This window comes from Cohnella pontilimi, from assembly GCF_005049045.1.
In the GTDB taxonomy this organism is placed as follows: Bacteria; Bacillota; Bacilli; order Paenibacillales; family Paenibacillaceae; genus Cohnella; species Cohnella pontilimi.
Genome location: NZ_SUPK01000006.1, coordinates 152698 through 173201, shown reverse-complemented (window position 1 = coordinate 173201; position 20504 = coordinate 152698). Strand labels below are relative to the sequence as shown.

Annotated in this window: 16 protein-coding genes and 1 pseudogene; 13 read left to right on the top strand and 4 right to left on the bottom strand. The window is 54.8% G+C overall.

What is annotated here, in order from left to right; translation table 11 throughout:
- The first annotated feature begins 17 nt into the window (after nt 1-17).
- Nucleotides 18-461, top strand: a complete 444-nt coding sequence (dtd, locus tag E5161_RS13440) for a D-aminoacyl-tRNA deacylase (RefSeq protein WP_136778328.1) — start codon at nt 18-20, stop codon at nt 459-461.
- 78 nt (nt 462-539) lie between these two features.
- Nucleotides 540-722 carry a hypothetical protein gene (locus tag E5161_RS13435; RefSeq protein ID WP_136778327.1) on the top strand — a complete coding sequence of 61 codons (183 nt, stop codon included), beginning with the start codon at nt 540-542 and terminating at the stop codon, nt 720-722.
- Between the two features lie 64 nt (nt 723-786).
- Here the strand turns inward: E5161_RS13435 and E5161_RS13430 are convergent, their stop codons facing one another.
- Complete coding sequence (locus E5161_RS13430; RefSeq protein ID WP_136778326.1) at nt 787-3921, bottom strand: carbohydrate binding domain-containing protein; 3135 nt, start codon at nt 3919-3921, stop codon at nt 787-789.
- Between the two features lie 1096 nt (nt 3922-5017).
- Here E5161_RS13430 and hisS point away from each other — a divergent pair.
- The 10 genes and pseudogenes from hisS to E5161_RS13385 all read left to right on the top strand — a co-directional run bounded on the left by hisS (nt 5018) and on the right by E5161_RS13385 (nt 16719).
- Nucleotides 5018-6310, top strand: coding sequence for a histidine--tRNA ligase (gene hisS, locus E5161_RS13425; RefSeq protein ID WP_169306691.1), 1293 nt, complete (start codon nt 5018-5020; stop codon nt 6308-6310).
- The gene (gene aspS, locus E5161_RS13420; protein ID WP_136778325.1) at nt 6300-8135 is read left to right on the top strand and encodes an aspartate--tRNA ligase; all 1836 of its coding nucleotides are present in this window, start codon (nt 6300-6302) and stop codon (nt 8133-8135) included. Before hisS ends, aspS begins: the two co-directional genes overlap by 11 nt.
- A gap of 24 nt (nt 8136-8159) precedes the next feature.
- Nucleotides 8160-8924: a tRNA threonylcarbamoyladenosine dehydratase gene (locus tag E5161_RS13415; protein ID WP_136778324.1), complete on the top strand. Its 765-nt coding sequence runs from the start codon at nt 8160-8162 to the stop codon at nt 8922-8924.
- Nucleotides 8917-9570 (top strand): YdeI/OmpD-associated family protein, encoded by a 654-nt coding sequence (locus E5161_RS13410; protein ID WP_136778323.1) that lies wholly within the window; start codon nt 8917-8919, stop codon nt 9568-9570. The genes E5161_RS13415 and E5161_RS13410 overlap by 8 nt, the downstream gene beginning before the upstream one ends.
- A 154-nt stretch (nt 9571-9724) precedes the next feature.
- Entirely contained in the window at nt 9725-10783 is a 1059-nt protein-coding gene (locus tag E5161_RS13405; protein WP_246042232.1) for a CotH kinase family protein, read from the top strand.
- A pseudogene (locus E5161_RS21160) lies at nt 10777-11032 on the top strand (transposase); the annotation flags it as partial. The gene E5161_RS13405 and the pseudogene E5161_RS21160, both read left to right, overlap by 7 nt.
- Before the next feature lie 184 nt (nt 11033-11216).
- Entirely contained in the window at nt 11217-11975 is a 759-nt protein-coding gene (gene aiiA, locus E5161_RS13400; protein ID WP_136778322.1) for a quorum-quenching N-acyl homoserine lactonase AiiA, read from the top strand.
- Nucleotides 11976-12076: 101 nt separating this feature from the next.
- A complete protein-coding gene (locus tag E5161_RS13395; RefSeq protein ID WP_136778321.1) occupies nt 12077-13393 on the top strand; it encodes a replication-associated recombination protein A in 1317 nt (438 codons plus the stop codon).
- Nucleotides 13394-13704: 311 nt separating this feature from the next.
- Nucleotides 13705-14985 (top strand): hemolysin family protein, encoded by a 1281-nt coding sequence (locus tag E5161_RS13390; protein WP_246042254.1) that lies wholly within the window; start codon nt 13705-13707, stop codon nt 14983-14985.
- A gap of 144 nt (nt 14986-15129) precedes the next feature.
- On the top strand, nt 15130-16719 hold the full coding sequence (locus E5161_RS13385; RefSeq protein WP_136778319.1) for a glycoside hydrolase family 26 protein: 1590 nt from the start codon (nt 15130-15132) through the stop codon (nt 16717-16719).
- Between the two features lie 48 nt (nt 16720-16767).
- On the opposite strand, the gene E5161_RS13380 is transcribed toward E5161_RS13385, so the two are convergent.
- The 3 genes from E5161_RS13380 to E5161_RS13370 are packed head-to-tail and all read right to left on the bottom strand — an operon-like array spanning nt 16768 to nt 19958.
- Nucleotides 16768-17415, bottom strand: a complete 648-nt coding sequence (locus E5161_RS13380; RefSeq protein ID WP_136778318.1) for a nitroreductase family protein — start codon at nt 17413-17415, stop codon at nt 16768-16770.
- A gap of 51 nt (nt 17416-17466) precedes the next feature.
- Nucleotides 17467-18627, bottom strand: coding sequence for an MFS transporter (locus E5161_RS13375; RefSeq protein WP_136778317.1), 1161 nt, complete (start codon nt 18625-18627; stop codon nt 17467-17469).
- Nucleotides 18624-19958, bottom strand: coding sequence for a multi antimicrobial extrusion protein MatE (locus tag E5161_RS13370; protein ID WP_136778316.1), 1335 nt, complete (start codon nt 19956-19958; stop codon nt 18624-18626). The genes E5161_RS13375 and E5161_RS13370 overlap by 4 nt, the downstream gene beginning before the upstream one ends.
- 208 nt (nt 19959-20166) lie before the next feature.
- Here E5161_RS13370 and E5161_RS13365 point away from each other — a divergent pair, with 208 nt between their 5' ends.
- Entirely contained in the window at nt 20167-20487 is a 321-nt protein-coding gene (locus E5161_RS13365; protein WP_136778517.1) for a hypothetical protein, read from the top strand.
- The last annotated feature ends 17 nt before the right edge of the window (nt 20488-20504 follow it).

The window sequence follows — 20504 nt, the reverse complement described above, 5'->3', positions numbered from 1 at the left end:
AACCGGGGGTTAGCATTGTGAAAGTTGTAGCTCAGCGCGTATCCGAAGGCCGGGTAACGGTGGACGGGGAAGTGACGGGAGAAATCGGGGCGGGCCTCGTGTTGCTGGTCGGAATCGGACAGGAGGACGAGGATGCCGATCTCGTGTGGATGGCGGATAAGCTGGCGGGCTTAAGAATTTTTGAAGACGCGGACGGCAAAATGAATTTGTCGGTAACGGATATCGGCGGCGCGGTATTGTCGGTATCCCAGTTTACGTTGTACGGCGACTGCCGCAAAGGAAGACGCCCGAATTTCATGGGCGCGGCGAAGCCGGAGCAGGCGGAAGCGATGTATGAAAGGTTCAATGCGCTTCTGCGTGAACGGGGCCTGCGAGTCGAGACCGGCAGATTCGGCGCGATGATGGATGTGGCGCTCGTGAACGACGGACCGGTCACGCTCATCGTGGACAGCCGGAGCTAATGCCGCGGTTGAAGGCTGCGTGAATCGGCAACACTACATGTCGAGGAAACCTTTTGCAGCTAAGAAAGGGAGATCGGCATGCGGCAGTCGCACAAGGAATCGAGATTACAGCGGTTGACCCGGGCGGGCTTGACGCCGGAACGAAAGGAAGCGTTGGTGTTTCCCGATCACGCTTCCACCGAGTTTGCCGACGAGTGGTCGTCGGGCCCGCCCGGCGGATCGCGCAACGGCAAACGGCACAATCCCGGCGGTCGGGGATAACCGTGATGCGAAAAAACCTCTCCATGGCAAGGCGAAGGCTGCCTGCATGGAGAGGTTTTTGCCGTTATTTCTCGGTCAACGAGATATTGTCAAAATAAACGGCTTGACCGTTGAAATGAGGACCATTCGCGTTGTTGCTGCCTAGCTGGAAGATCAGCTTGGCGTTGGATTCGCTCGAGACGGGAGTGAATTCGAACGTGTAAGAGGTCATATCCGGCGTAAGAGAAAGGTTCTGCGCGTCCAGATACTTGATGTTGAAGTCGGTTGCCTTCTCGATGGATACGATGATGTCTTTCACGGCGGTAGCGGACGCGTCGAAACGAAGCGTGTACGTTTTGCCGGCTTCCAGCGGCAGCTGATCTTGATACACTTGGGTGGACCAGGGGAACCAGCCGTCGTAGTTGGCAAAGGCGACTTTCAATCGTCCGGCGTCTGCTGAGAGCGCAGCGTCGGAACCGTCCGCGATATATTTACCCCAGTTGTTCGTATCATTCGTGAAATCACCGTTACGAATCAGATTGCCGCCGGCGGCCAGAATCGTCTGCGTGACGGACGTAAAGGCGTACCCGTCGGCCTCCACGGTGATGGTGTACATGTCCGCGGCCGGGAAGTTGGAGGCGGCTAACTGCAGCGTTCCGGCGCTGAACGAGTATTGACCGGTTCCAAGAGCGGCTCCGTTCACTTTAACGGCCGTCACATTGGCGCGCCACTGCGGATCGTCTGAGAATGTAACATCAATCGGGTTGCCCACCCGGTTTTGCGTAATATCCTGCATCAGCTGAGGAGACCGTTTCACGGGTGCATTTTTCACTTTCAGATCCACATTATCGAGCCAAACGTCATGATTCGCTCCGACCGCCGTCGTGCCTTGAATCAAGCCAAAGAAATATTTCAGCGATACGTTCTCGTTGTTCGGCATCGTAAATTCAAAGTGGTAATGCTTGCTCTCCGGCGATACGTCGACCACTTGGTCAAAGAAGCGGAAGTAAGCGGCATTTTCGAGATCCACTTCGATTTTCCGCGCCACAGAGGCACGAGCGTCGAAGTCGATTTCATAGGTGACGCCTTTGAACAGCTTCAATCCGTTTTGTATAAACATGGTGCTCCAAGGATTCGCGCCTTGATTCGTAACCGTCAGCTTGGCTTGCCCGTTATCCGCCGTGCCTGTAATGGCGCCGCCGCTATCGACGGCCGTCAGCCACGGGCTTAACCCGTTCTCGAAAGTGCCATTGAGGAGCGGGTAAAATACGACGTCCGGCTCGTAATACACACTCGTACGAATCAGCTTCACGTTGTCCAGCTTGACTTGGCCCGGTCGGTCGTCCAAGTGGAACACCAGCTGGGATTCGTTGTCGCGTGCAGCGGCCATATGGAAGGACACCGTATAATTCGCCGGATGTTTATTCAGGCTCACCGTTTGTTTGGCATAGGAAGTTTTGCCGTCCTTGCTGATCCATTCGATTGCAATATCGCGCGGATTATTTGCACTCGCTTCGAAGGTCAGTTGGTAATCCATGTTCTGAATGAGTTGAATGCCTTTTTGCGCGACCTCGACATAACCCTGGCCGGCTTTGCCCGGTCTTTTGATATCGACGATCAGTTTTCGTTCCTTAGGATCCACGCGCGGAGTAACGATCGCTTCTTCAGAAGCGTCGACGTGCCAGAACGTCATTCGATGCGGGTCACCTTGATCGAACGTCCCGTTGTACACATGGTTGCCGTCCCCGTCGAGCGGCGTCTTCGGCGCGTCGTAGTCGACGGGGATGCCGTCGATCTCCTCCAGCCGGACGTTGCCGATCCAGACTGTTTTCGTGGACAAGCCCGCGTTAAATTCGGTGCGTGCGGCAATATCGGTATCCTGCTTCATTTGGAAAGCCAGCTCGTAATGCCGAAGCTCAGGCGTGAGATTGATCGTCGAGGAAGGGGAGTAAGCTGCATATCCCCGGGATTCCCCGCCCGTCACGCGAACGCCCATCTGCCGGTCTTCCGAGGATTTCGCATCGAAGCTGAGTTTGTAAAAATGGCCTTTGGCAATCGACACGTCGTTCAGCAGCTGAACCGAGTAAGGCTGGCTGCCACCGGATTGGATCGATATTTTCGCATAATTGCTGCCGAATATCGTATCCAGGGAGACCGATCCGGTTCCGCCCTCACCGGTCCACAGCCGCCAGTAGTCCGTGTTCGGCACGTTGTCGAGATTCGGAACATCGGGGTCATCTTGATTGAATTGGCCGTTATACACATAATTGCCGTCGGGGAGCGGCATTCTGGCGTTCGGGGGCAGCGGCTCTTTCGGCATGACCGGAGGAACCGGTTCGCGGTATGGACGGCCGGCCAGCTCATACACGCGGACATAATCGATTTCCATCGTTTTGGGGAACACGGTGCCTGCGTCAGGATTCCCGTCGAAATTCCCGCCAATCGCCAAGTTCATGATCATATAAAACGGCTGGTCGAACGGAGCGGGATACGCGTTGTTTGCCGGTTGATACAAGCTTTTGCTGTACCAGTCGTTCTGGGTTTGATACAGCTGTCCGTCCACGTACCAGCGAATTTCTCCGGGCTCCCATTCGAGCGCGTAGGTGTGAAAATCCTCGATCGTGCTGTTGTTAGGCAGCGTGTAGGATTTGCCCGTATAGGTGTTGTTGGGCCATTGTTGGCCATAGTGAAGGGTGCCGGCGACCACGCCCGGCTTGCTGCCCCAGCCCTCCATGATGTCGATTTCGCCGGACGCCGCCCAAGTACCGTATATGCTGTCCTCCGGCATCATCCAGATGGCAGGCCAGTAGCCTTTGCCGGCCGGAGCTTTGGCGCGAATTTCGAACTTGCCGTAGGCTTTGCTGAACAGTCCGCTGGATTTGATTTTTGCGGATGTATAATGAAAACCTTCATAATCTTCTTTACGGGCGGTGATTACCAGCTTGCCGTCCTTCTCGGTCACATTTTCCGGCCGGCTCGTGTAATACTCCAGCTCGTTGTTGCCCCAACCGCCGGCACCATTCCCGATATCGAATGTCCATTTGGCCGGATCGATGACACCGTCGTCAAACTCGTCGTTCCATACCAATTGCCAAGGAGAGTCGGGGTTATTCTTTTTAGGTTCCGCAGACACGCCTCCTTGTCCGGGGATGGCCGGTACTATTGTCAATGCAGCCAGCAGAGCGGCGGTGAATCGCCATGGTTTCGGTTTCCGTTTCATCGCAAGGTCTCCCTTCGTCACTTGTACGCACTTCTCCCACTTTTCGATGACCAGTCGGTATCGTTATAACAATTTCTTTTCGCCAATCTGGCTGATCGTTTCAACCATTCGCCTGTTACGTTCGTTCCTTCTTATCGATCCGCCTCCTTTCGAACAAAATCGACTCAAAGTGATAGCGCTTTCATAAAAGCTTGTCGGACAGTGTCTCGCCTGAGAGTGCGAGGGGAGGCACCGCCTCATGGAGGACTTGTCCGCATTACTTCTAATGTATGGAAAAAGACCGGAAGGGTCAAGGTTTTGGATTGTAATACAACTGTAACCCATTGTACACGGTTTCTTAAAACCGATCGGATAATATGAAGTTAACCCCCTTTTTTCAATATAAATGATTTGGACCTGCCGAATGTTGGCAGGTTATTTTCTTTTGATGGGAAGAACTCATGTCGTGCTCTACCCGGACCGCGCTAGAATACTATTGCTTTAAGAACCGAATTCGCACGATACCTGCGCTGTAGAGCAACAAAATTGCTTTACAGGACCGAATACGCACGAGACCTGCGCTGTAGAGCAACAAAATTGCTTTAGAGGACCGAATCCACACGAAACCTGCGCTGTAGAGCAACAAAATTGCTTTAGAGGACCGAATCCACACGAAACCTGCGCTGTAAAGCAACAAAATTGCTTTACAGAATCGAGTGCTGCAAAGTTTTGAGCTGCGATGTTTTCTTATTTGCCGTCCCTTGACATGCCGCACGCTGTCCCGTTACAATAAAACTCAATTGTATCCAGCCCCTGATTCCAAGACGGGAATGAGTACTCCGCCCCCAAGCCCCCAGAGAGGAAAGCCTTCGGCTGCAAGCTTTCCGGCGATGAACGGACGAACGACCTCCCCGAGAACCCGATGCGAACGGCGATCAGCCCAGTAGTGTTGCGGCGTATACCGGGCGTTAACCGGAATGAAGAGCGGAAGCCGCAGCCATCGCAGCGGTTTTCGAACGACGGGTGGTACCGCGGAAGACACACGCTTCCGTCCCAGACAATGTTGTTTGGGGCGGGAGCTTTTTTTGTGCCATTGAAAGCAGGAAGGGTGATACCGATGACGACGTTCCAGAAACCGCCGGGCACGCAAGATCTGCTGCCGGGCACGGTCGAGAAGTGGCAGTTCGTAGAGCAGACGGCGCGGGATTTATGCCGCCGGTTCCACTTCCGCGAAATCCGCACACCGATATTCGAGGCGACGGAGTTGTTCCAGCGCGGCGTCGGCGAGACGACGGATATTGTGGAAAAGGAAATGTACACGTTTGAAGACCGCGGTCACCGGAGCATGACGCTGCGGCCGGAAGGAACGGCAGGCGTTGTGCGTTCCTATGTAGAGAACAAATTGTACGGTGAACCGGATATCGCGAAGCTGTATTACATCGGGCCGATGTTCCGGTATGAGCGCGCGCAGGCCGGACGATACCGGCAGTTTCATCAATTCGGCGTGGAGGCGGTCGGCTCGGACGATCCGGCGCTGGATGCCGAGGTGATCGCTTTAGGATTTCAGTTTTTCAAGGAAGTCGGTCTCACCGGGATCACGGTCGAAATCAACTCCGTCGGCACTCCGGAAATCCGCGGCATTTTCCGCTCGAAGCTGCTGCAATTCCTCGAGCCGATGCGCAGCGAACTGTGCAAGGACTGTCAATCCCGCATGGACCGCAATCCGTTGCGTGTGCTCGATTGCAAGGTGGATCAGCCCAAGTTCGAAGGCGCTCCCTCCATTCTCGACAGTCTGGATGAGGAATGTGCGAACCACTTCGCACGGGTGCGCGAGAATTTAGACGAGATGAACATTCCGTACCAGGTGAATCCCCGGATGGTCCGCGGGTTGGATTATTACACGTATACCGCCTTCGAGTTTAAAGCCCAAGGCATCGGCTCCATCGACACGATCGGAGGCGGCGGCCGTTACAACGGCTTGGTAGCTGAAATCGGCGGAGACGATAAGCCGGGCGTGGGCCTGGGACTCGGGATCGAACGGACGCTGCTGCTGCTGGAAAGCCAGCAGGTACAGCCGGCGATCGATACCGGCATCGATGTGTACTTGATTGCGCTCGGCGAACGCGCGGACCGGGAAGCGACGACGGTTTTGCATCGATTGCGCGGCGCCGGGATTTCCGCGGACAGGGATTATCAGGGCCGGAAAACGAAGGCGCTGTTCAAAGCGGCCGATCGTGCCCATGCCCGATTTACGGCCATTCTCGGGGACGACGAGCTGGACCGCGGAGAAATCGGACTGAAAAACATGGCGACAGGCGAGCAGCGTCAGGTGCCGCTAACGGAGCTCGCCGGAACGGTTCACGAATGGAAAAGCGATATGAAAAAGGAGAACAACGATCATGATGCTTAAAAGTCACGACTGCGGAACGTTGACGAAAGAACAGGTGGGCGAATCCGTCGTGTTGAACGGATGGGTGCAAGGCTGGCGCGACTTCGGCGGCATTCTGTTCATCGACCTGCGCGACCGAACGGGAATTATGCAAATTGTGTTCAATCCGGCTTTCTCCGGACAAGCGCTCGAAATCGGCAACCGCGCGCGCAACGAGTATGTGCTGGCCGTGAAGGGGAAAGTGGTGCAGCGAGACCCCGTAACGTTCAATCCGAATTTGCCGACCGGCGAAATCGAAGTGCAGGTACAAGAAGTCGAGATACTGAACGCTTCCAAAACGCCGCCGTTTCCGATCGAGGACGGGGTGGAAGTGGACGAAGCTCTTCGTCTGAAATATCGTTACTTGGATCTTCGCCGTCCGGAAATGCAAAAAACGCTGCTGCTCCGTTCGAAAGCGACCAAGGTGTTCCGTGATTTTCTGGACGGGAACGGATTTATAGAAGTAGAGACGCCGATCCTGACCAAGAGCACGCCTGAAGGCGCAAGGGATTACCTGGTGCCGAGCCGCGTGCATCCGGGCGAATTTTTCGCGCTGCCGCAATCTCCGCAGCTGTTCAAGCAGCTGCTGATGGTAGGCGGTCTGGAGCGCTATTTCCAAGTGGCGCGCTGTTTCCGGGACGAAGATTTGCGGGCCGACAGGCAGCCGGAGTTTACGCAGGTCGACATCGAAACTTCGTTCCTCTCTCAAGACCAGGTGCTGGACATGATGGAGCAGCTGATGGTCAAACTGTTTCGCGAAACGATCGGCGTGGAAATCCCCACCCCGTTCCAGCGGCTCACTTACCATGACGCGATCCATAAATACGGCTCCGACAAGCCGGATTTGCGTTTCGGCCTCGAAATCGAAGACGTAACGGACATTGTGAAGAACAGCGAAGTCAAAGTGTTTGCTTCCGTCGCCTCGTCCGGCGGTGTCATTAAAGCGCTGAACGCCAAGGGCTGCGCATCTTGGAGCCGCAAGGAGCTGGACGATCTTCAGCCTTTCGCTTCCCGTTACGGCGGCAAAGGACTGGCTTGGATCACGATCAAGGACGGCGAATGGCGCGGACCGATTGTGAAGTTCCTCAAGCCGGAAGAGATCGACGCTTTAACCGCCAAGCTCGGCGTCGAGGAAGGCGACTTGCTCTGCTTCTCCGCAGATAAGCTCAAGACCGCCGCGGACGTGATGGGCAACCTGCGGCTGAAAGTGGGCCGCGATCTCGGTTTGATTGACGACAGCGCGTATAAGTTTCTCTGGGTCGTCGACTTCCCGCTGCTCGGCTGGGACGAGGACGCCAAGCGCTGGGTGGCCGAGCATCATCCGTTCACCCGGCCTCACGACGAAGATCTTTCGCTGTTCGAAAGCGATCCGGGTGCGATCCGGGCGCAAGCGTACGATATCGTGTTGAACGGCTACGAAGTCGGCGGCGGTTCCATGCGGATTTTCCGCCGCGAAGTGCAGGAGCAGATGTTCCGGGCGCTCGGCTTCTCGCCGGAAGAAGCTAAAGAAAAGTTCGGATTTTTCCTGGATGCGTTCGAGTATGGCACCCCGCCGCACGGCGGCATTGCTTTCGGTCTGGACCGGCTCGTCATGCTTCTGGCCGGCCGCAGCAACCTGCGGGAAACGATCGCATTCCCGAAAACGGCCAGCGCAACCGACCTGCTCACTGACGCCCCGTCCCCGGTCGTCGAACGGCAGCTGGAAGATCTGCATATCCGGCTGTCCGGCAAAGCGCTGGCGTCGCAGGCCAAGCAAGCCGCGCCCGGCGAACAGGCGCCGGCGGGACAACCGGCGGTTCAAGCTTAAACATCGAACGAGAGGGATGAGACGATGCTTCATCAATTCTCCCGAACGGAGCTCGCCATCGGTCCGGAAGGGCTTGAGACGCTCAAAAACAGCACTGTCGCGGTTCTCGGTATCGGCGGTGTGGGCGCGATCGCGGCGGAAGCACTCGCTCGTACGGGTGTCGGGCGTATTGTCATGATCGACAAGGACGTCGTCGATATTACGAATATTAACCGGCAAATCCATGCGCTCACGACAACAGTCGGGCAGCCGAAGGTGGATTTGATGCGGGACCGGATCCAACTGATCAACCCGGAATGCGACGTCGTGTCCCTTCGGATGTTTTACACGGAGGAGACGTATGAAGAGCTGTTCAAGTACCCGCTCGATTACGTCATCGACGCTTCCGACACCATCTCGTACAAGATCCATCTGATCAAAGAATGCCTGCGGCGTAAAATCCCGATTATTTCAAGCATGGGAGCAGCCAACAAGATGGATCCGACCAAGTTCCAGGTCGCCGACATTTCCAAAACGTCGGTCGATCCGATCGCCCGCGTGGTCCGTCAAAAGCTTCGCAAAGAGGGCATCAAAAAAGGCGTGAAGGTTGTATTCTCCAGAGAGCTGCCGCAGAAGCCGAGGGAAGACGTCACGCAGCGGATCGTGCCGGAGTCCGCTCCCAAGGAAATCCGCAAAGCCCAGCAGCCGCCGGCCAGCAACGCGTTTGTGCCGCCGGTTGCAGGGCTGATCATGGTGAGCGTTGTAATTCGGGAGCTGCTGGATCTGGGGGAGGCGCAACTAGGTGGATGAAGCGTTGATCAAAAAGCTGAAGTTGCCGCAAGACGGCCGGATTGCCGTCATGGAGCCGCCCGAAGGCTACTTGGAGGCGATCGGACGGTCGGCGGAGGACACGAAGCCGGCTCCGGGCGCTGAGGCCGAGTACGATTTCGTGCAGCTGTTTGCCCGGAATTTGGCGGATGTAGAGCGGCTCGCGCCGGTGGCCATCCGTGCCGTCAAGCCGGACGGGCTGCTCTGGATGTGTTATCCGAAAGGCACTTCCAAGCTGAAGACGGACATTAACCGCGATACCGGCTGGAAAACAGTCTCGGATGCCGGCTGGGAGGGTGTGTCCCTCATTTCGTTGGACGATACGTGGTCGTCCATGCGGTTCCGTCCGTTAGCAGCCGTCGGGAAAACCCGGCGCTCGCCGGCAGAGCGGCGCGCGGCCGTATCCTCGGAACCGTCGAAGCCTCTCGAAGTCCCCGATGACTTGCGTGCGGCTTTGGACGCCGAACCGGAGGCCTCCTCCTTTTTCGACAATTTGGCGCCTTCGCACAAAAAGGAATACGTCAGCTGGATTGTCGAAGCGAAAAAAGCGGAAACCCGTTCGGCTCGCGTTGCCAAAACGGTGGAAAAGCTCCGACAGGGACTGAAACGCCCCTCGGACAAAGCTTAACGCAAACCCTCCATCCCCGGATCGGGATCGGAGGGTTTTTCATTGGAAGCCGGTGTACGGGCACGCCGGAACTCACTAGTCAAACGCCGTTTCCGCCAACATCTCCGGGACATACGCTGAAGCACACCGAGACTCGGAGAAAGGCGGATGCGGCATGTCCTTACCGGTCAGAACGATCTGGATCAGCGAAATGAACGCTGATCTTCTGGAACGGAATCTGTGGACCGACCGATACGTTCCGGCCGTGATGAAGACCGACGGGCGTACAGCCCCTGTCATGCTTCGCTATCGGGGAGGCCACACGAGGGAGTACCCGAAAAGATCGTACGATATCGTCCGGGACGGCGAAACGTACCATTACAACGCGGAATTTGACGATCCCTCGCTGATCCGCAACGCGCTGTCATTTGCTTTTTTCGGCATGATCGGCGTTCCGGCACCGCGCACCAAGCATGTCCTGCTCCGTCGCAACAATGAAAACCTCGGGGTATATTTGGAAATCGAGAGTGTGGGCAAGCGGTTTTTCAAAAAGCGGGGAATCGGTGCTTCCTCCCTGTTCTATGCCGTGAATGAGCAGGCCAATTTCAGCGAGATTTCACCGGACTCCGGTCGTTCCAAATCTTCCATGCTGGCGGGCTACGAATTCAAATTCGGGAGTACCGACGAAAAAACGCGATTCGAGCGGTTCCTTCTCGGTATACATCGCACCGATCCGAAGGAGACCGCGGCCTTTATCGAGCGCCACCTGGATGTGGACAATTATTTGCGCTGGCTGGCAGGAGCGGTGCTGACCGGCAACTATGACGGGTTTGAGCAAAATTACGCCGTTTACCGTCACACGCGGTCGGGGAAATACCGGATGATCCCTTGGGATTATGAAGGAACTTGGGGACGAAATTGTTACGGGCAGATCGTCGACAGCGATACAGTCTCCGTGACCGGTCATAACCGGCTGACCGAGAAGCTGCTGAAGCATCGCAATTATCGAAGGGAATACGGCGGCATTTTACGGGATGCGCTCAAGGGCCCTTTTACTGAACGCAAAATGATGCCGATAGCGGACCGAATGCTGTCGAAAGTGGCACCCTATATGAAAAAATATGTGGAGGACAGATGGACGTACGATGATTTTCTGTGTGAGTCGGATCTGATTCGCAAGTACATCCGGGAAAGAAGGTCCATCGTCAAACGCGAACTGGAGAAGCGATTCTAGCAAGGAACGAGGCAGTGTCTTTATCCTTGAAACGATTTCAAGTGAACTTTGGAACAGAAGAAGATTGTGCAAGTTACATCCTCTCAAACGGTGGAAAGAGGGCTGCTGCTGTCCGCGATGCAAACACCTAGAATATTCTTGGTGGCGCATGACAAACGGGGAAAGTCGGCTCTGTCGCTTTCCCATATCCTTGACCTTAATTACCGAACCGCACTCCGTCTCATGCGCAAAATTCGGGAAGCCATGCGAGTTCCTGTTTTAAAATAAGCGATTGAGCTATCGGAGAGTGAAGTAAAAGGTATTACTACTGGAAATGCTATATCGATGAAATACAGTGACATAGACAGACATTAATGGCACTACAAAAAGCTAATGGCATGACTCGAGTAATTGTTGGCATGGAACCTACTAAGAATGTGAAGGATGATTACTTATGTTAGTTAAGAAGCTCTTTTTATTACCTGTAGGTGAATGTTTCCTTGATCAATCGGCAGTTAACCGAAACCTGGCACCCGGGAAATTAGTCGGGATGCCTGTTTGGTCTTTTCTTTTGGAAACGACCGACGGGCCGATATTGATCGATACGGGAATGCCCGATGCGTTTATCAACAATCCTGATTATTATAAAGGGACTAAACGGGAAGGACGCGTCGTTCCAAACATGTCGGAGGATGACTCGATCGTAAATGTGTTAAAGCGTGCCGGTTATCGACCGGAAGATATTCAAATGGTGATCAGCTCCCACTTTCACTTGGATCATTCTGGGGGAAACGGGCATTTTCGCAATTCACCGATCCTCATTCAACAAGCGGAATTTGATGCTGCCATAGGCAACGACGACTATTCTCCGTTAGAGTGCAGGCTGCCCGATTTACAATATCAAATAATCGAGGGCGACCATGAAGTGATTCCTGGAGTTCAAATTTTTTTCACTCCAGGTCATTCACCGGGTCACCAATCGGTACTCGTGACTACGGAAAAATCGGGTCCTGTTTTGCTGACGATTGATGTAGCCTATATTAGAGAAAATTTCGAGAATGGCGTACCGTTCTTGACCTTCGACCCAGAGATGGCTGCTAAATCGATTCGTCGCATGCAGAATGTGATTCAGGAATTTCGGCCGTCCGCAGTCTTTTTCGGACACGATAGAGATCAAGCGAGTAATTGGCCCACATTCCCTGACTTCCTGTAATTAACGAAGGCATGTACATAGTTAGAACGTACGTTCCCGTTCTCTTTCCGACTTCCCCTTGCATCTGCTATGATGGAAAGAGAGAAAGGCGGGAAACAAGCATGGATTTGTTCGATTACCGTTCGGAGTCCGAGCCTCGGAACCGGCTGCTGGCGGACCGGATGAGGCCGGAGACGCTGGATGAATATATCGGTCAGGAGCATATTGTCGGGCCGGGGAAACTGCTGCGCCGTGCCATCGAAGGAGACGCGGTGACGTCGATCTTGCTGTTCGGTCCGCCGGGATCCGGCAAAACGACGCTCGCCCATATTATATCGAAGCGGACGGAGGGCGACTTCGTCCGGTTGAATGCGGTAGATGCTTCGGTCAAGGATGTCCGTGATGTGATCGAGCAGGCGGAGAGAAACAAAAGCATGTACGCCCGCAAAACGATCCTGTTTCTCGATGAGGTGCATCGTTTCAACAGCGCCCGGCAGGATGCGCTGCTCCCGGCGGTCGAGAGAGGGATCATCGTGTTCATCGGCGCCACGACGGAGAATCCGTATCACTCGGTGAACGGAGCGTTGTTGTCCCGGTCCACGCTGTTCCGTCTGGAGCCGCTGGGCAAAGAACATTCGATGACCGCGATGCGGAGAGCTTTGGCCGATCCGGTGAAAGGGCTCGGCTTCATGAAGCTTTCGGTCGACGAAGAAGCGCTTGAGCATATCGCTTCCATGGCGAACGGCGACATCCGGCGCGCATTGACCGCGCTCGAGTTGGCGGCGGTCACGACGCCGTCCGAGCCGGACGGCAGCGTGCATATCACGCTGGAAGTGGCGGAGGAATCGATCCGGCAGCCGACCGTGATCGCGGACGAATCGACCCAGTACGACGTGTTGTCGGCGTTTCACAAGAGCGTGCGGGGGTCGAGCGATGCCGCGCTGTATTGGTTTTTATACGCGGTCGAGAAGCTAGGGATGGATCCGATGACGTTTTTGCGCCGGTTGACGGTGGCCTGCAGCGAGGATATCGGACTGGCGAACCCGCAGGCGATGGTACAGGCTGTTAGTGCCATGGAGGCTTACCATCGGATCGGATGGCCGGAGTCCAAATACATTATCGCGCAGGCGATCCTGTTCGCGGTGGAAAGTCCGAAATCCAACGCCGTGGCAACGGCGATCGGCCGGATTATGGAATCGTTCGAACAGACGAAGTCGGCAGAGGTTCCGATGCATTTGCGGGACGGTCATTACGGCGGCGCCAAGAAGCTCGGTCATGTCGGATACAAGTATCCTCACGATTATCCGGGCCACTACGTACAGCAGCAATATTTGCCGGACAAGCTCAAAGACCGGGCCTTCTATGAAGCCTCGGAACAGGGGATGGAAGACAAGATCCGCCAAAACCAGCAAAGACGGCGCGCGGGATTCATCCGATAAGGAAATGTTTACAAAACCTACAAACGGTTATTTCGGACGCTCCTGCACGAAAATCGGGCATAAGGGGCAGGCAACCGCGAATAGAGATGGGTACTACGGCGAATTGCGGGTCTACCCGTCGTTTGACGGCCGAACCCAAAACGTCTAATCTAATATAAAGTCGTGTGCCATTTTTATTTTCATTCTGTTTTTTAGATGATAAAGGAGGTGTACCTGTCTACGGGGTTACCGTTGACAGGGACTATTTGACAGAAGACCCTTTTCCCTTTCCGCTAGGAGTGAATTTGGTCCTCATTGTATTTTTAGTTTTTATGAACGGTTTTTTCGTGGCGGCCGAGTTCGCTATGGTCAAAGTACGCGGAAGCCGAATCGATTCCCTTGTACAAGAAGGCAACAAACGGGCAGGCTTCGCCTCCCATCTGACGAACCATCTGGACGCCTATTTATCCGCATGCCAGCTCGGCATCACGCTCGCCTCTCTCGGACTCGGCTGGATCGGGGAACCGGCGATTGCAGCCGCACTAGAGCCGGTGTTTAAGGCGGTGAAGTTAAGCCCTTCGCTGATTCACCCATTGGCATTCTTCATCGGATTTTCGTTCATTACCATTCTTCATATCGTGCTTGGCGAGCTGTTTCCGAAATCGGTCGCCATCCGCAAAGCCGAACAAGTCACGCTTTGGACGGCGGCGCCTCTCATTTTGTTCCGCAAAATCATGAGCCCGTTCATCTGGCTCCTGAACGGAACGGCCAATTTGTTGCTCAAGCCTTTCGGTATCGACACCAACGAGGCTTCGACTTCGGCGCATACCGAGGAAGAAATCCGGATTCTGGTGAAAGAAAGCCACAAAAGCGGTTTTATAGATAACACCGAACTCACATTGGTGGATAATATATTTGATTTCGCCGAAACGAATGCCCGGGAAATCATGATTCCCCGCACGGACATGAGCTGCTTGTACGCCAACCTGTCCTTCGTGGAGAATAAAGACATTGCCCTTCGCGAAATGCATACCCGGTACCCGGTCTGTGAGACCGACAAGGACAATATTATCGGATTCGTGCATATCAAGGATTTGCTCAAGATGACCGAAGGATCGGTTAACGATATCCGCGACTTGATGCGCCCGATCACGACGGTTCCGGAAAGCATGCCGATCAGCGTACTGCTCAAGCTGATGCAGAAGCGGAAGACGCAGATTGCCATCCTGATCGACGAATATGGCGGCACTTCCGGCTTGGTGACCCTCGAAGACATCATGGAAGAGATCGTCGGGGAAATCCAGGACGAATTCGACGAGGAACGTCCGAACGTGGAGCAACGTGACGAGAATACGTACTCCATCAGCGGAATGCTGCTGATCGAAGAAGTGAACAACCTGTTCGGACTGGATATTCCGACGGACAACTACGACACGATCGGCGGCTGGATTTATTCCCAGATCGAGATTCCGCCCAAAAAAAATCAGATCGTCGAATCGGAAGACGGCCAGGTGCGTTTCATGATCGAAGAAACCGACCATCTGCGCATCTCTCGCATCACCGTGACCCGCTCGGATGAAGCCCAATGGGAGCCGCAAGCGGAAACCGGATAAAATGAATCAGTGCCCCAGCTTCGCGAAATGCGAGCCGGGGCATTGTTGTTTCTTCCGCATCTTTAGATAAATTTAAACAAATTCGGACAACAATTTCCAATTGCTCCCTGTTTTTCAGCAGCGATAAAAAGGTAAAATTTAAGCATGATGAACAAAAAACCCTTTACCCTGTTGTCCGTCGTATTCGCCGCCGCCGTGTTTTTTTCCGGCCTCCACATGACTCCCGCGATTGCTGCAGATCCGGGAAAGACCGTGAATTCCCTTATTGCTCAAATGAATAATGCCGTCAAGAAAAAGGCATGGAACCAAGCTGCAACCTACGCCAAAAAAATCGCCGTTTATTACGATGACCGCAAAATGTACGAGCCGGCCGCCCAATATTACGCGCTGACCGACCAATACTGGACCCGATACGGCAAGCCGGACTGGGGCATCACGAGCCAGATCCGCGGGGACCATATCCGCACAGTCGTGGATACATACGCGGAAATTCCGGCGGTACCGGGCAAGAAGCTGGAGAAATTCGAACCGCTCACCGGCATGTACGTAGGCATGTATCCGGCCGGCAAGCCGATTAAGGGCAGTCCGGCCATGGCGGAGCAAGCCTTCGGGAAGAAGCATGCGATTTATTTGACTTATACCCGGTGGAGACAGACCTATCCGAAAACGAACTCCGTCTTCCCGGTCGCTTACGCGGAAGAAATCGCGAAGCTTGGAGGCGCGATCCAAATCGGGTGGGAACCGATGAACGGTCTGGATGACGTGAAGGACGACGAGTACGTCCGGCAGTTTGCGCGCGAGGCCAAGGCATCCGGTATCCCGGTGTTTCTGCGCTATGCGAGCGAAATGAACGGAGAATGGGTACCGTGGAACGGAGACCCGAAAAAATATATCGAGAAATTCCGTCTGATTCACGACATCATGGCGGAAGAAGCGCCGAACGTGACCATGGTATGGTCGCCGAATTTCCTGCCGCGGGGCAACATTGATGTATATTACCCGGGCGATAAGTATGTGGATTGGGTCGGCTTCTCCCTCTACATCATTCCGTTTTCGCACGGCGAGCTGAAGCTCGGGGGCAACCCGATCGATTATATGAAGCCTTTGTACGACAAGTATTCGAAGAAGCCGATCATGATCTCCGAAGGAGCCGTATCTTTTTACAGCTATCAGCTGGACAAGGATTACACCAAATGGGGCATGGGACAGCTCGCCAATTACTATGCGTATATGCCGCGGCTGCTTCCGCAGGTGAAGGCGATGACCTACTTCGATCTGGACAAGCGTACGACCAACTACGACAACCAAAACAACAACTACGATCTGCATGACCGGCCGGAAATGCTGAATACCTACATCAAGTTGACATCCTCTCCGTATTTCCTCACTTCCGTGCAGGACGGCGCGGTACCGGAATCCGCCGTAACGTACAAACCTCTCTCCCAGGTGCGGGAGCTAAGCGGTAAAGTGAAGCTGTTTACGTACGTCAAGCTTCCGCTCGGACAGCAGCCGTATGCGGTGCACCTGTACGACGGCAAGAAGCTGCTGCTGAAGAGAGCTTATGCTCCGCCGTTCGATATGGAAGTGGACTTCGATCAGCTGCCGGCTTCGGGTAAACTTACTGTGAAGGTGCTTGATGAGAAGTTCCGCGTGTTGGTCACGAAGGAGATGCCTTATCAGAAGTCTGCAACGGTGGCCTTCTTCGGATTCCAGGCGATGCCAAGTCCATTGTGAGTTAAAAGAAAAGAGTGCGGAACCGCTGCCGGTTCCGCACTCTTTTCGTTACTTAACGATCGTCAAAATATCGTCGACTTCCTTGCGGGCAAGCTTCGCCGGCGTTTCCATCGGATAGCCGAGCGCGATGACCATATTCACCTGCTTCGATTCGTCGATGCCGAGATACTCGCACATTGCCTTCTCGGCAAGCAATACGGGTCCGGTCATCGGACACGTCGCCATTCCGCGGGCATGAGCGGCGAGCATAAGGTTCATCGAGGCGAGGCAGCTGCTTTTGATGCCTTCTTCACGCCATACCTCATCGCCTACGAGGCCGATCGGATCGAAAATGCGCTCGCGGAATTTCGATTGATACGGCGTCGCGAGGCATACGATCAAAGCCGGTGCGTCGGAGAATGCCGTCGCGTAAGGGCCGAACGATTTGACCAGCAGCCGGCCTTCCCGGCTTAGCCCGCGCTGTTCGGCTTCTTCCGCACGCTTGTGAAGCGCGTCCCACGTCATTTTTTCAATGTGTCGGATTTTTTCTTGGTTCGTCACGACGACGAATTCCCAAGTCTGGGAGTTGGTGTCGCTGGGCGCATAGCGCGCGCAATCGATCAACTCGCGGATGTCCTCGTCGGACACCGGCTTGTCCGCAAATTTGCGAATGCTCCGGCGGCCTTGGATCAGCTCTTTCAGTGCAGTATATTCCATTGTTGTTTTCTCTCTCCTTCCCCCCTATTATAGTGGCGGGTTACCGGACGATCAAGAATCATTGCGCCGAAAGTAGTAGGCGAGAATGCCGACGAAGGCGGCAAATGCGAAGGCCGCGCCTACGCGGAAGACCGCCGCCAGACCGTAGCCGTCGTACATCCAGCCGCCCATGATCCCGGCCACAAGGCCTGAGAATCCGGTCCACACCACGGCATACAACGATTGCCCGGATGTCCGGTATTCGTCGGGAATGAGCGTCTGTATGTAGCGAATGCCGGTGATGTAAAAAATGCCGAACGTCACGCTGTGCATCAATTGCAGGGCCACAATCCCCCAAGGGTTCGTGATGAAGCTGAGCAGACCGATGCGAATCGTATACATGAAGCTCGCCACCGCAAGCAGCGGCAGTTCTCGATAGCGGTGTCCGAATTTCGCCAGCAGGAAAAACATCGGAATTTCGCTGCAAGCCGACATGAGCTGCGACAAGCCGATGACCGAGTCGCTCGCACCTAGCTCGCGCATCGCCACCGTAAAGAATCCCTCGTACATCCGGTGGCCGACCGATAGAATAAAGATGATTGCGAAAAAGATAAGGATTTCCCGGCGTTTGAGCACGATCCAAAGACCGCCGAATTCGAACTTCCGGGAGGACGTCTGATAGTCCCCAAGCAGAATGGAGAATACAAGCGATACCGCAACAACGGCAAGGCCGAGTCCTAACGTCCAATCGGAACCGTAGCGGTTGAGAAATAGCCCGAACAGCACCGCGCATACCGCGTAGCCGAGCGAGCCGAACATCCGGATGGAAGGGAAGCTGCGATTAAATTTAACGGCGGCCAAAAGGGTCACGCTGTCCATGGTGGAGTTCACCGGTGTTTGGAATACGTAAAACAGCGCCATCAGCACCGCCATCATTCCGAATTCCCGCTGTGGGAGCAGTAAGGCGAGGGCTAAAATCTGGCCGGCGAACAGCAGACAGATGACGAGCCGTATATTTTTCGTTTTATCGCTCACGATGCCGGTCAGAATGTTCGTAAAGATCGACAGCACCGGACCAACCGAATAAATGGCTCCGATCTGCAGCTTGCTGAAGCCCAGATGATAGAAATAAAGAGGGAAATAGGAAGAGATGAGCGCCATCATGCCGTACCAAGCAAATTGCATGGAACGGAGTATGGTGACTTGAGCCCGATCGGACGATAATTTTGTCATAGACCTACCTCCGCACGGGCCGGCAGCCCGGTTCGTTTCTGCAATCTGCGGTTTCTTCTATACAGCCAGGCAAGCAGCGCAAGTTCGGCCATTACGCCTGCCGACTGCGCCAATGAGCCGAGCACACCGTTCCAGCCGGGAAGCGCCACTGTCAAAACCAGAACTGCCAGTGTCGTCATGACGGCGTTGGACGATTGTGAAGCGAACATCAGCTTCGTTTCTCCGTTCGACATCACAAAGCCATTCAATGTATCCAACCATGGAAAGACGAGAACGTAGGGCAAGTAGCCCTGCAACGCGTGCTTGCTCGCCTCGAGCAAATCGCCTCTCACACCGAGCATATGCGTCAACATCCAGTCGCCAGCCGGCGTGAAGGCCATGAGAGCAAGCAGCGCTGATGGCACGAAGCCGAGGGTAAGCGTAAAGCGGCGTACGATGCCGGGGTTCGTTCGGCCGAAGTGGAGGGCGATCTGGTGAAAATAGGTGAAAAATCCGAGCATCAGGTTCATGAGACTTCCCGCTACCGCCAATGACGCGACGGCCAGCGCGGCATGTTCGGTCGTCCCGAGCAGCGCGTTCAGAATCGGCAGCGCCCATACAACCACGAATGTGGAGTACAAAAGCGGTTTGTAAAACGGCAGCACCTGCTTGGGGCGAACGATGTCGGTCTCCGGATCCTTTTCGGGCATTCCGGCGACCAGCTTCCGGCATTCCAGCCAGCTCAAAAACGCTTCGATCATCATGCCGACAAGGAAGATAAACGCTCCCTGCCATGCGCCGGTCACGCCGGCATGCAAAAAATACCTCGAAAGAACAAACATGCCGGCCAGACGAAAAATCATGCCGATCGTCAGCCAGCGTGTGCGCATTTTATAAATGATGACTCCTTGGAGGAGGCAGCGCAAACAAGAAAAAACGGTCAAGAACATGAGCGCGTGCCAGGCGTGTCTGGCTTCGTTTGCTACAGCGGGCTCCGCGGCGTAAGCGCCTTCGAAAACGAAACGGCCGGCGGGGGTGTAAGCGATCAAAGCGCCGAAAAGGAGCGAAACGCCGCAAATCGTATACGCTACCGTCCGAACCGCACGGAACGACAGCCGGTCCCGGACGAGGGCGGAACAGGTTTGGCGCAGCAGAACGCCCGGTCTTTCGGAGACCGCGAGCAGACTCATGGCCAGCGCGTACCCGGCGAGCACCGTTTTGGGGTCGTCGGAGCGGGCCAGCGTGCCGTTAATGATGACGTGCGAGAAGTTGATGAGGACGACGGAGAGCCCCATCGGAATGAAAAACAGAAACAGGCGTTTCATCGAAACGTGAACGTCGGAAGTATTCATGGGGTCACTCCTCAGCTGCTGAATAGTCCGGTCGTGTATCGCAACAGCTAGTATTATATCAGAAATCGACAACTTTCAGAGGTAGTTTGAGAGAACATTCGCGCTGGATTTCACCGCATCGAAGTGATAAATTAAAGAATGACGCTTTTGACGAAGCAGCAAAGCAGACAGAGGGGAAACGGAGATTGCCATGGGAGACTCCGACTGGCTGGCCCGTCAGTTCGCTTGGAATGAGCGGCTCGGCATTTCGGTGCCGTCGCTGACGCAGGATTGGGAAGAAATGAGCCGCGGCGAACAGTCGTCGGTTCTGGAGGTATGGGAGACGATCCGGGGTAAGATTCCGGATCACGTCAAACGATTCGAAGAGCAAATCAAGCGCATGCAAGACGCACTATTCGAAGAGGATGATTTTGCCGCATCCTGCCGGTTGAACGGGGATATTGCCGATTTGGCAAGCCGGATCAACGACCTGCATATATGGTTCCGGACCCAGCAGGATCTGGACGAGGAAGGCAAAAGGCACGGCTGAACGGGCAAGTGGAGGTT

What these genes read in the sequence shown, in the direction of transcription:
- E5161_RS13435 (WP_136778327.1), top strand. Translation starts at nt 540, where the DNA reads ATGCGGCAGTCGCACAAGGAATCGAGATTACAGCGGTTGACCCGGGCG.
- E5161_RS13430 (WP_136778326.1), bottom strand. Translation starts at nt 3,921, where the DNA reads ATGAAACGGAAACCGAAACCATGGCGATTCACCGCCGCTCTGCTGGCT.
- hisS (WP_169306691.1), top strand. Translation starts at nt 5,018, where the DNA reads ATGACGACGTTCCAGAAACCGCCGGGCACGCAAGATCTGCTGCCGGGC.
- aspS (WP_136778325.1), top strand. Translation starts at nt 6,300, where the DNA reads ATGATGCTTAAAAGTCACGACTGCGGAACGTTGACGAAAGAACAGGTG.
- E5161_RS13415 (WP_136778324.1), top strand. Translation starts at nt 8,160, where the DNA reads ATGCTTCATCAATTCTCCCGAACGGAGCTCGCCATCGGTCCGGAAGGG.
- E5161_RS13405 (WP_246042232.1), top strand. Translation starts at nt 9,725, where the DNA reads ATGTCCTTACCGGTCAGAACGATCTGGATCAGCGAAATGAACGCTGAT.
- aiiA (WP_136778322.1), top strand. Translation starts at nt 11,217, where the DNA reads ATGTTAGTTAAGAAGCTCTTTTTATTACCTGTAGGTGAATGTTTCCTT.
- E5161_RS13395 (WP_136778321.1), top strand. Translation starts at nt 12,077, where the DNA reads ATGGATTTGTTCGATTACCGTTCGGAGTCCGAGCCTCGGAACCGGCTG.
- E5161_RS13390 (WP_246042254.1), top strand. Translation starts at nt 13,705, where the DNA reads ATGAACGGTTTTTTCGTGGCGGCCGAGTTCGCTATGGTCAAAGTACGC.
- E5161_RS13385 (WP_136778319.1), top strand. Translation starts at nt 15,130, where the DNA reads ATGATGAACAAAAAACCCTTTACCCTGTTGTCCGTCGTATTCGCCGCC.
- E5161_RS13380 (WP_136778318.1), bottom strand. Translation starts at nt 17,415, where the DNA reads ATGGAATATACTGCACTGAAAGAGCTGATCCAAGGCCGCCGGAGCATT.
- E5161_RS13375 (WP_136778317.1), bottom strand. Translation starts at nt 18,627, where the DNA reads ATGACAAAATTATCGTCCGATCGGGCTCAAGTCACCATACTCCGTTCC.
- E5161_RS13370 (WP_136778316.1), bottom strand. Translation starts at nt 19,958, where the DNA reads ATGAATACTTCCGACGTTCACGTTTCGATGAAACGCCTGTTTCTGTTT.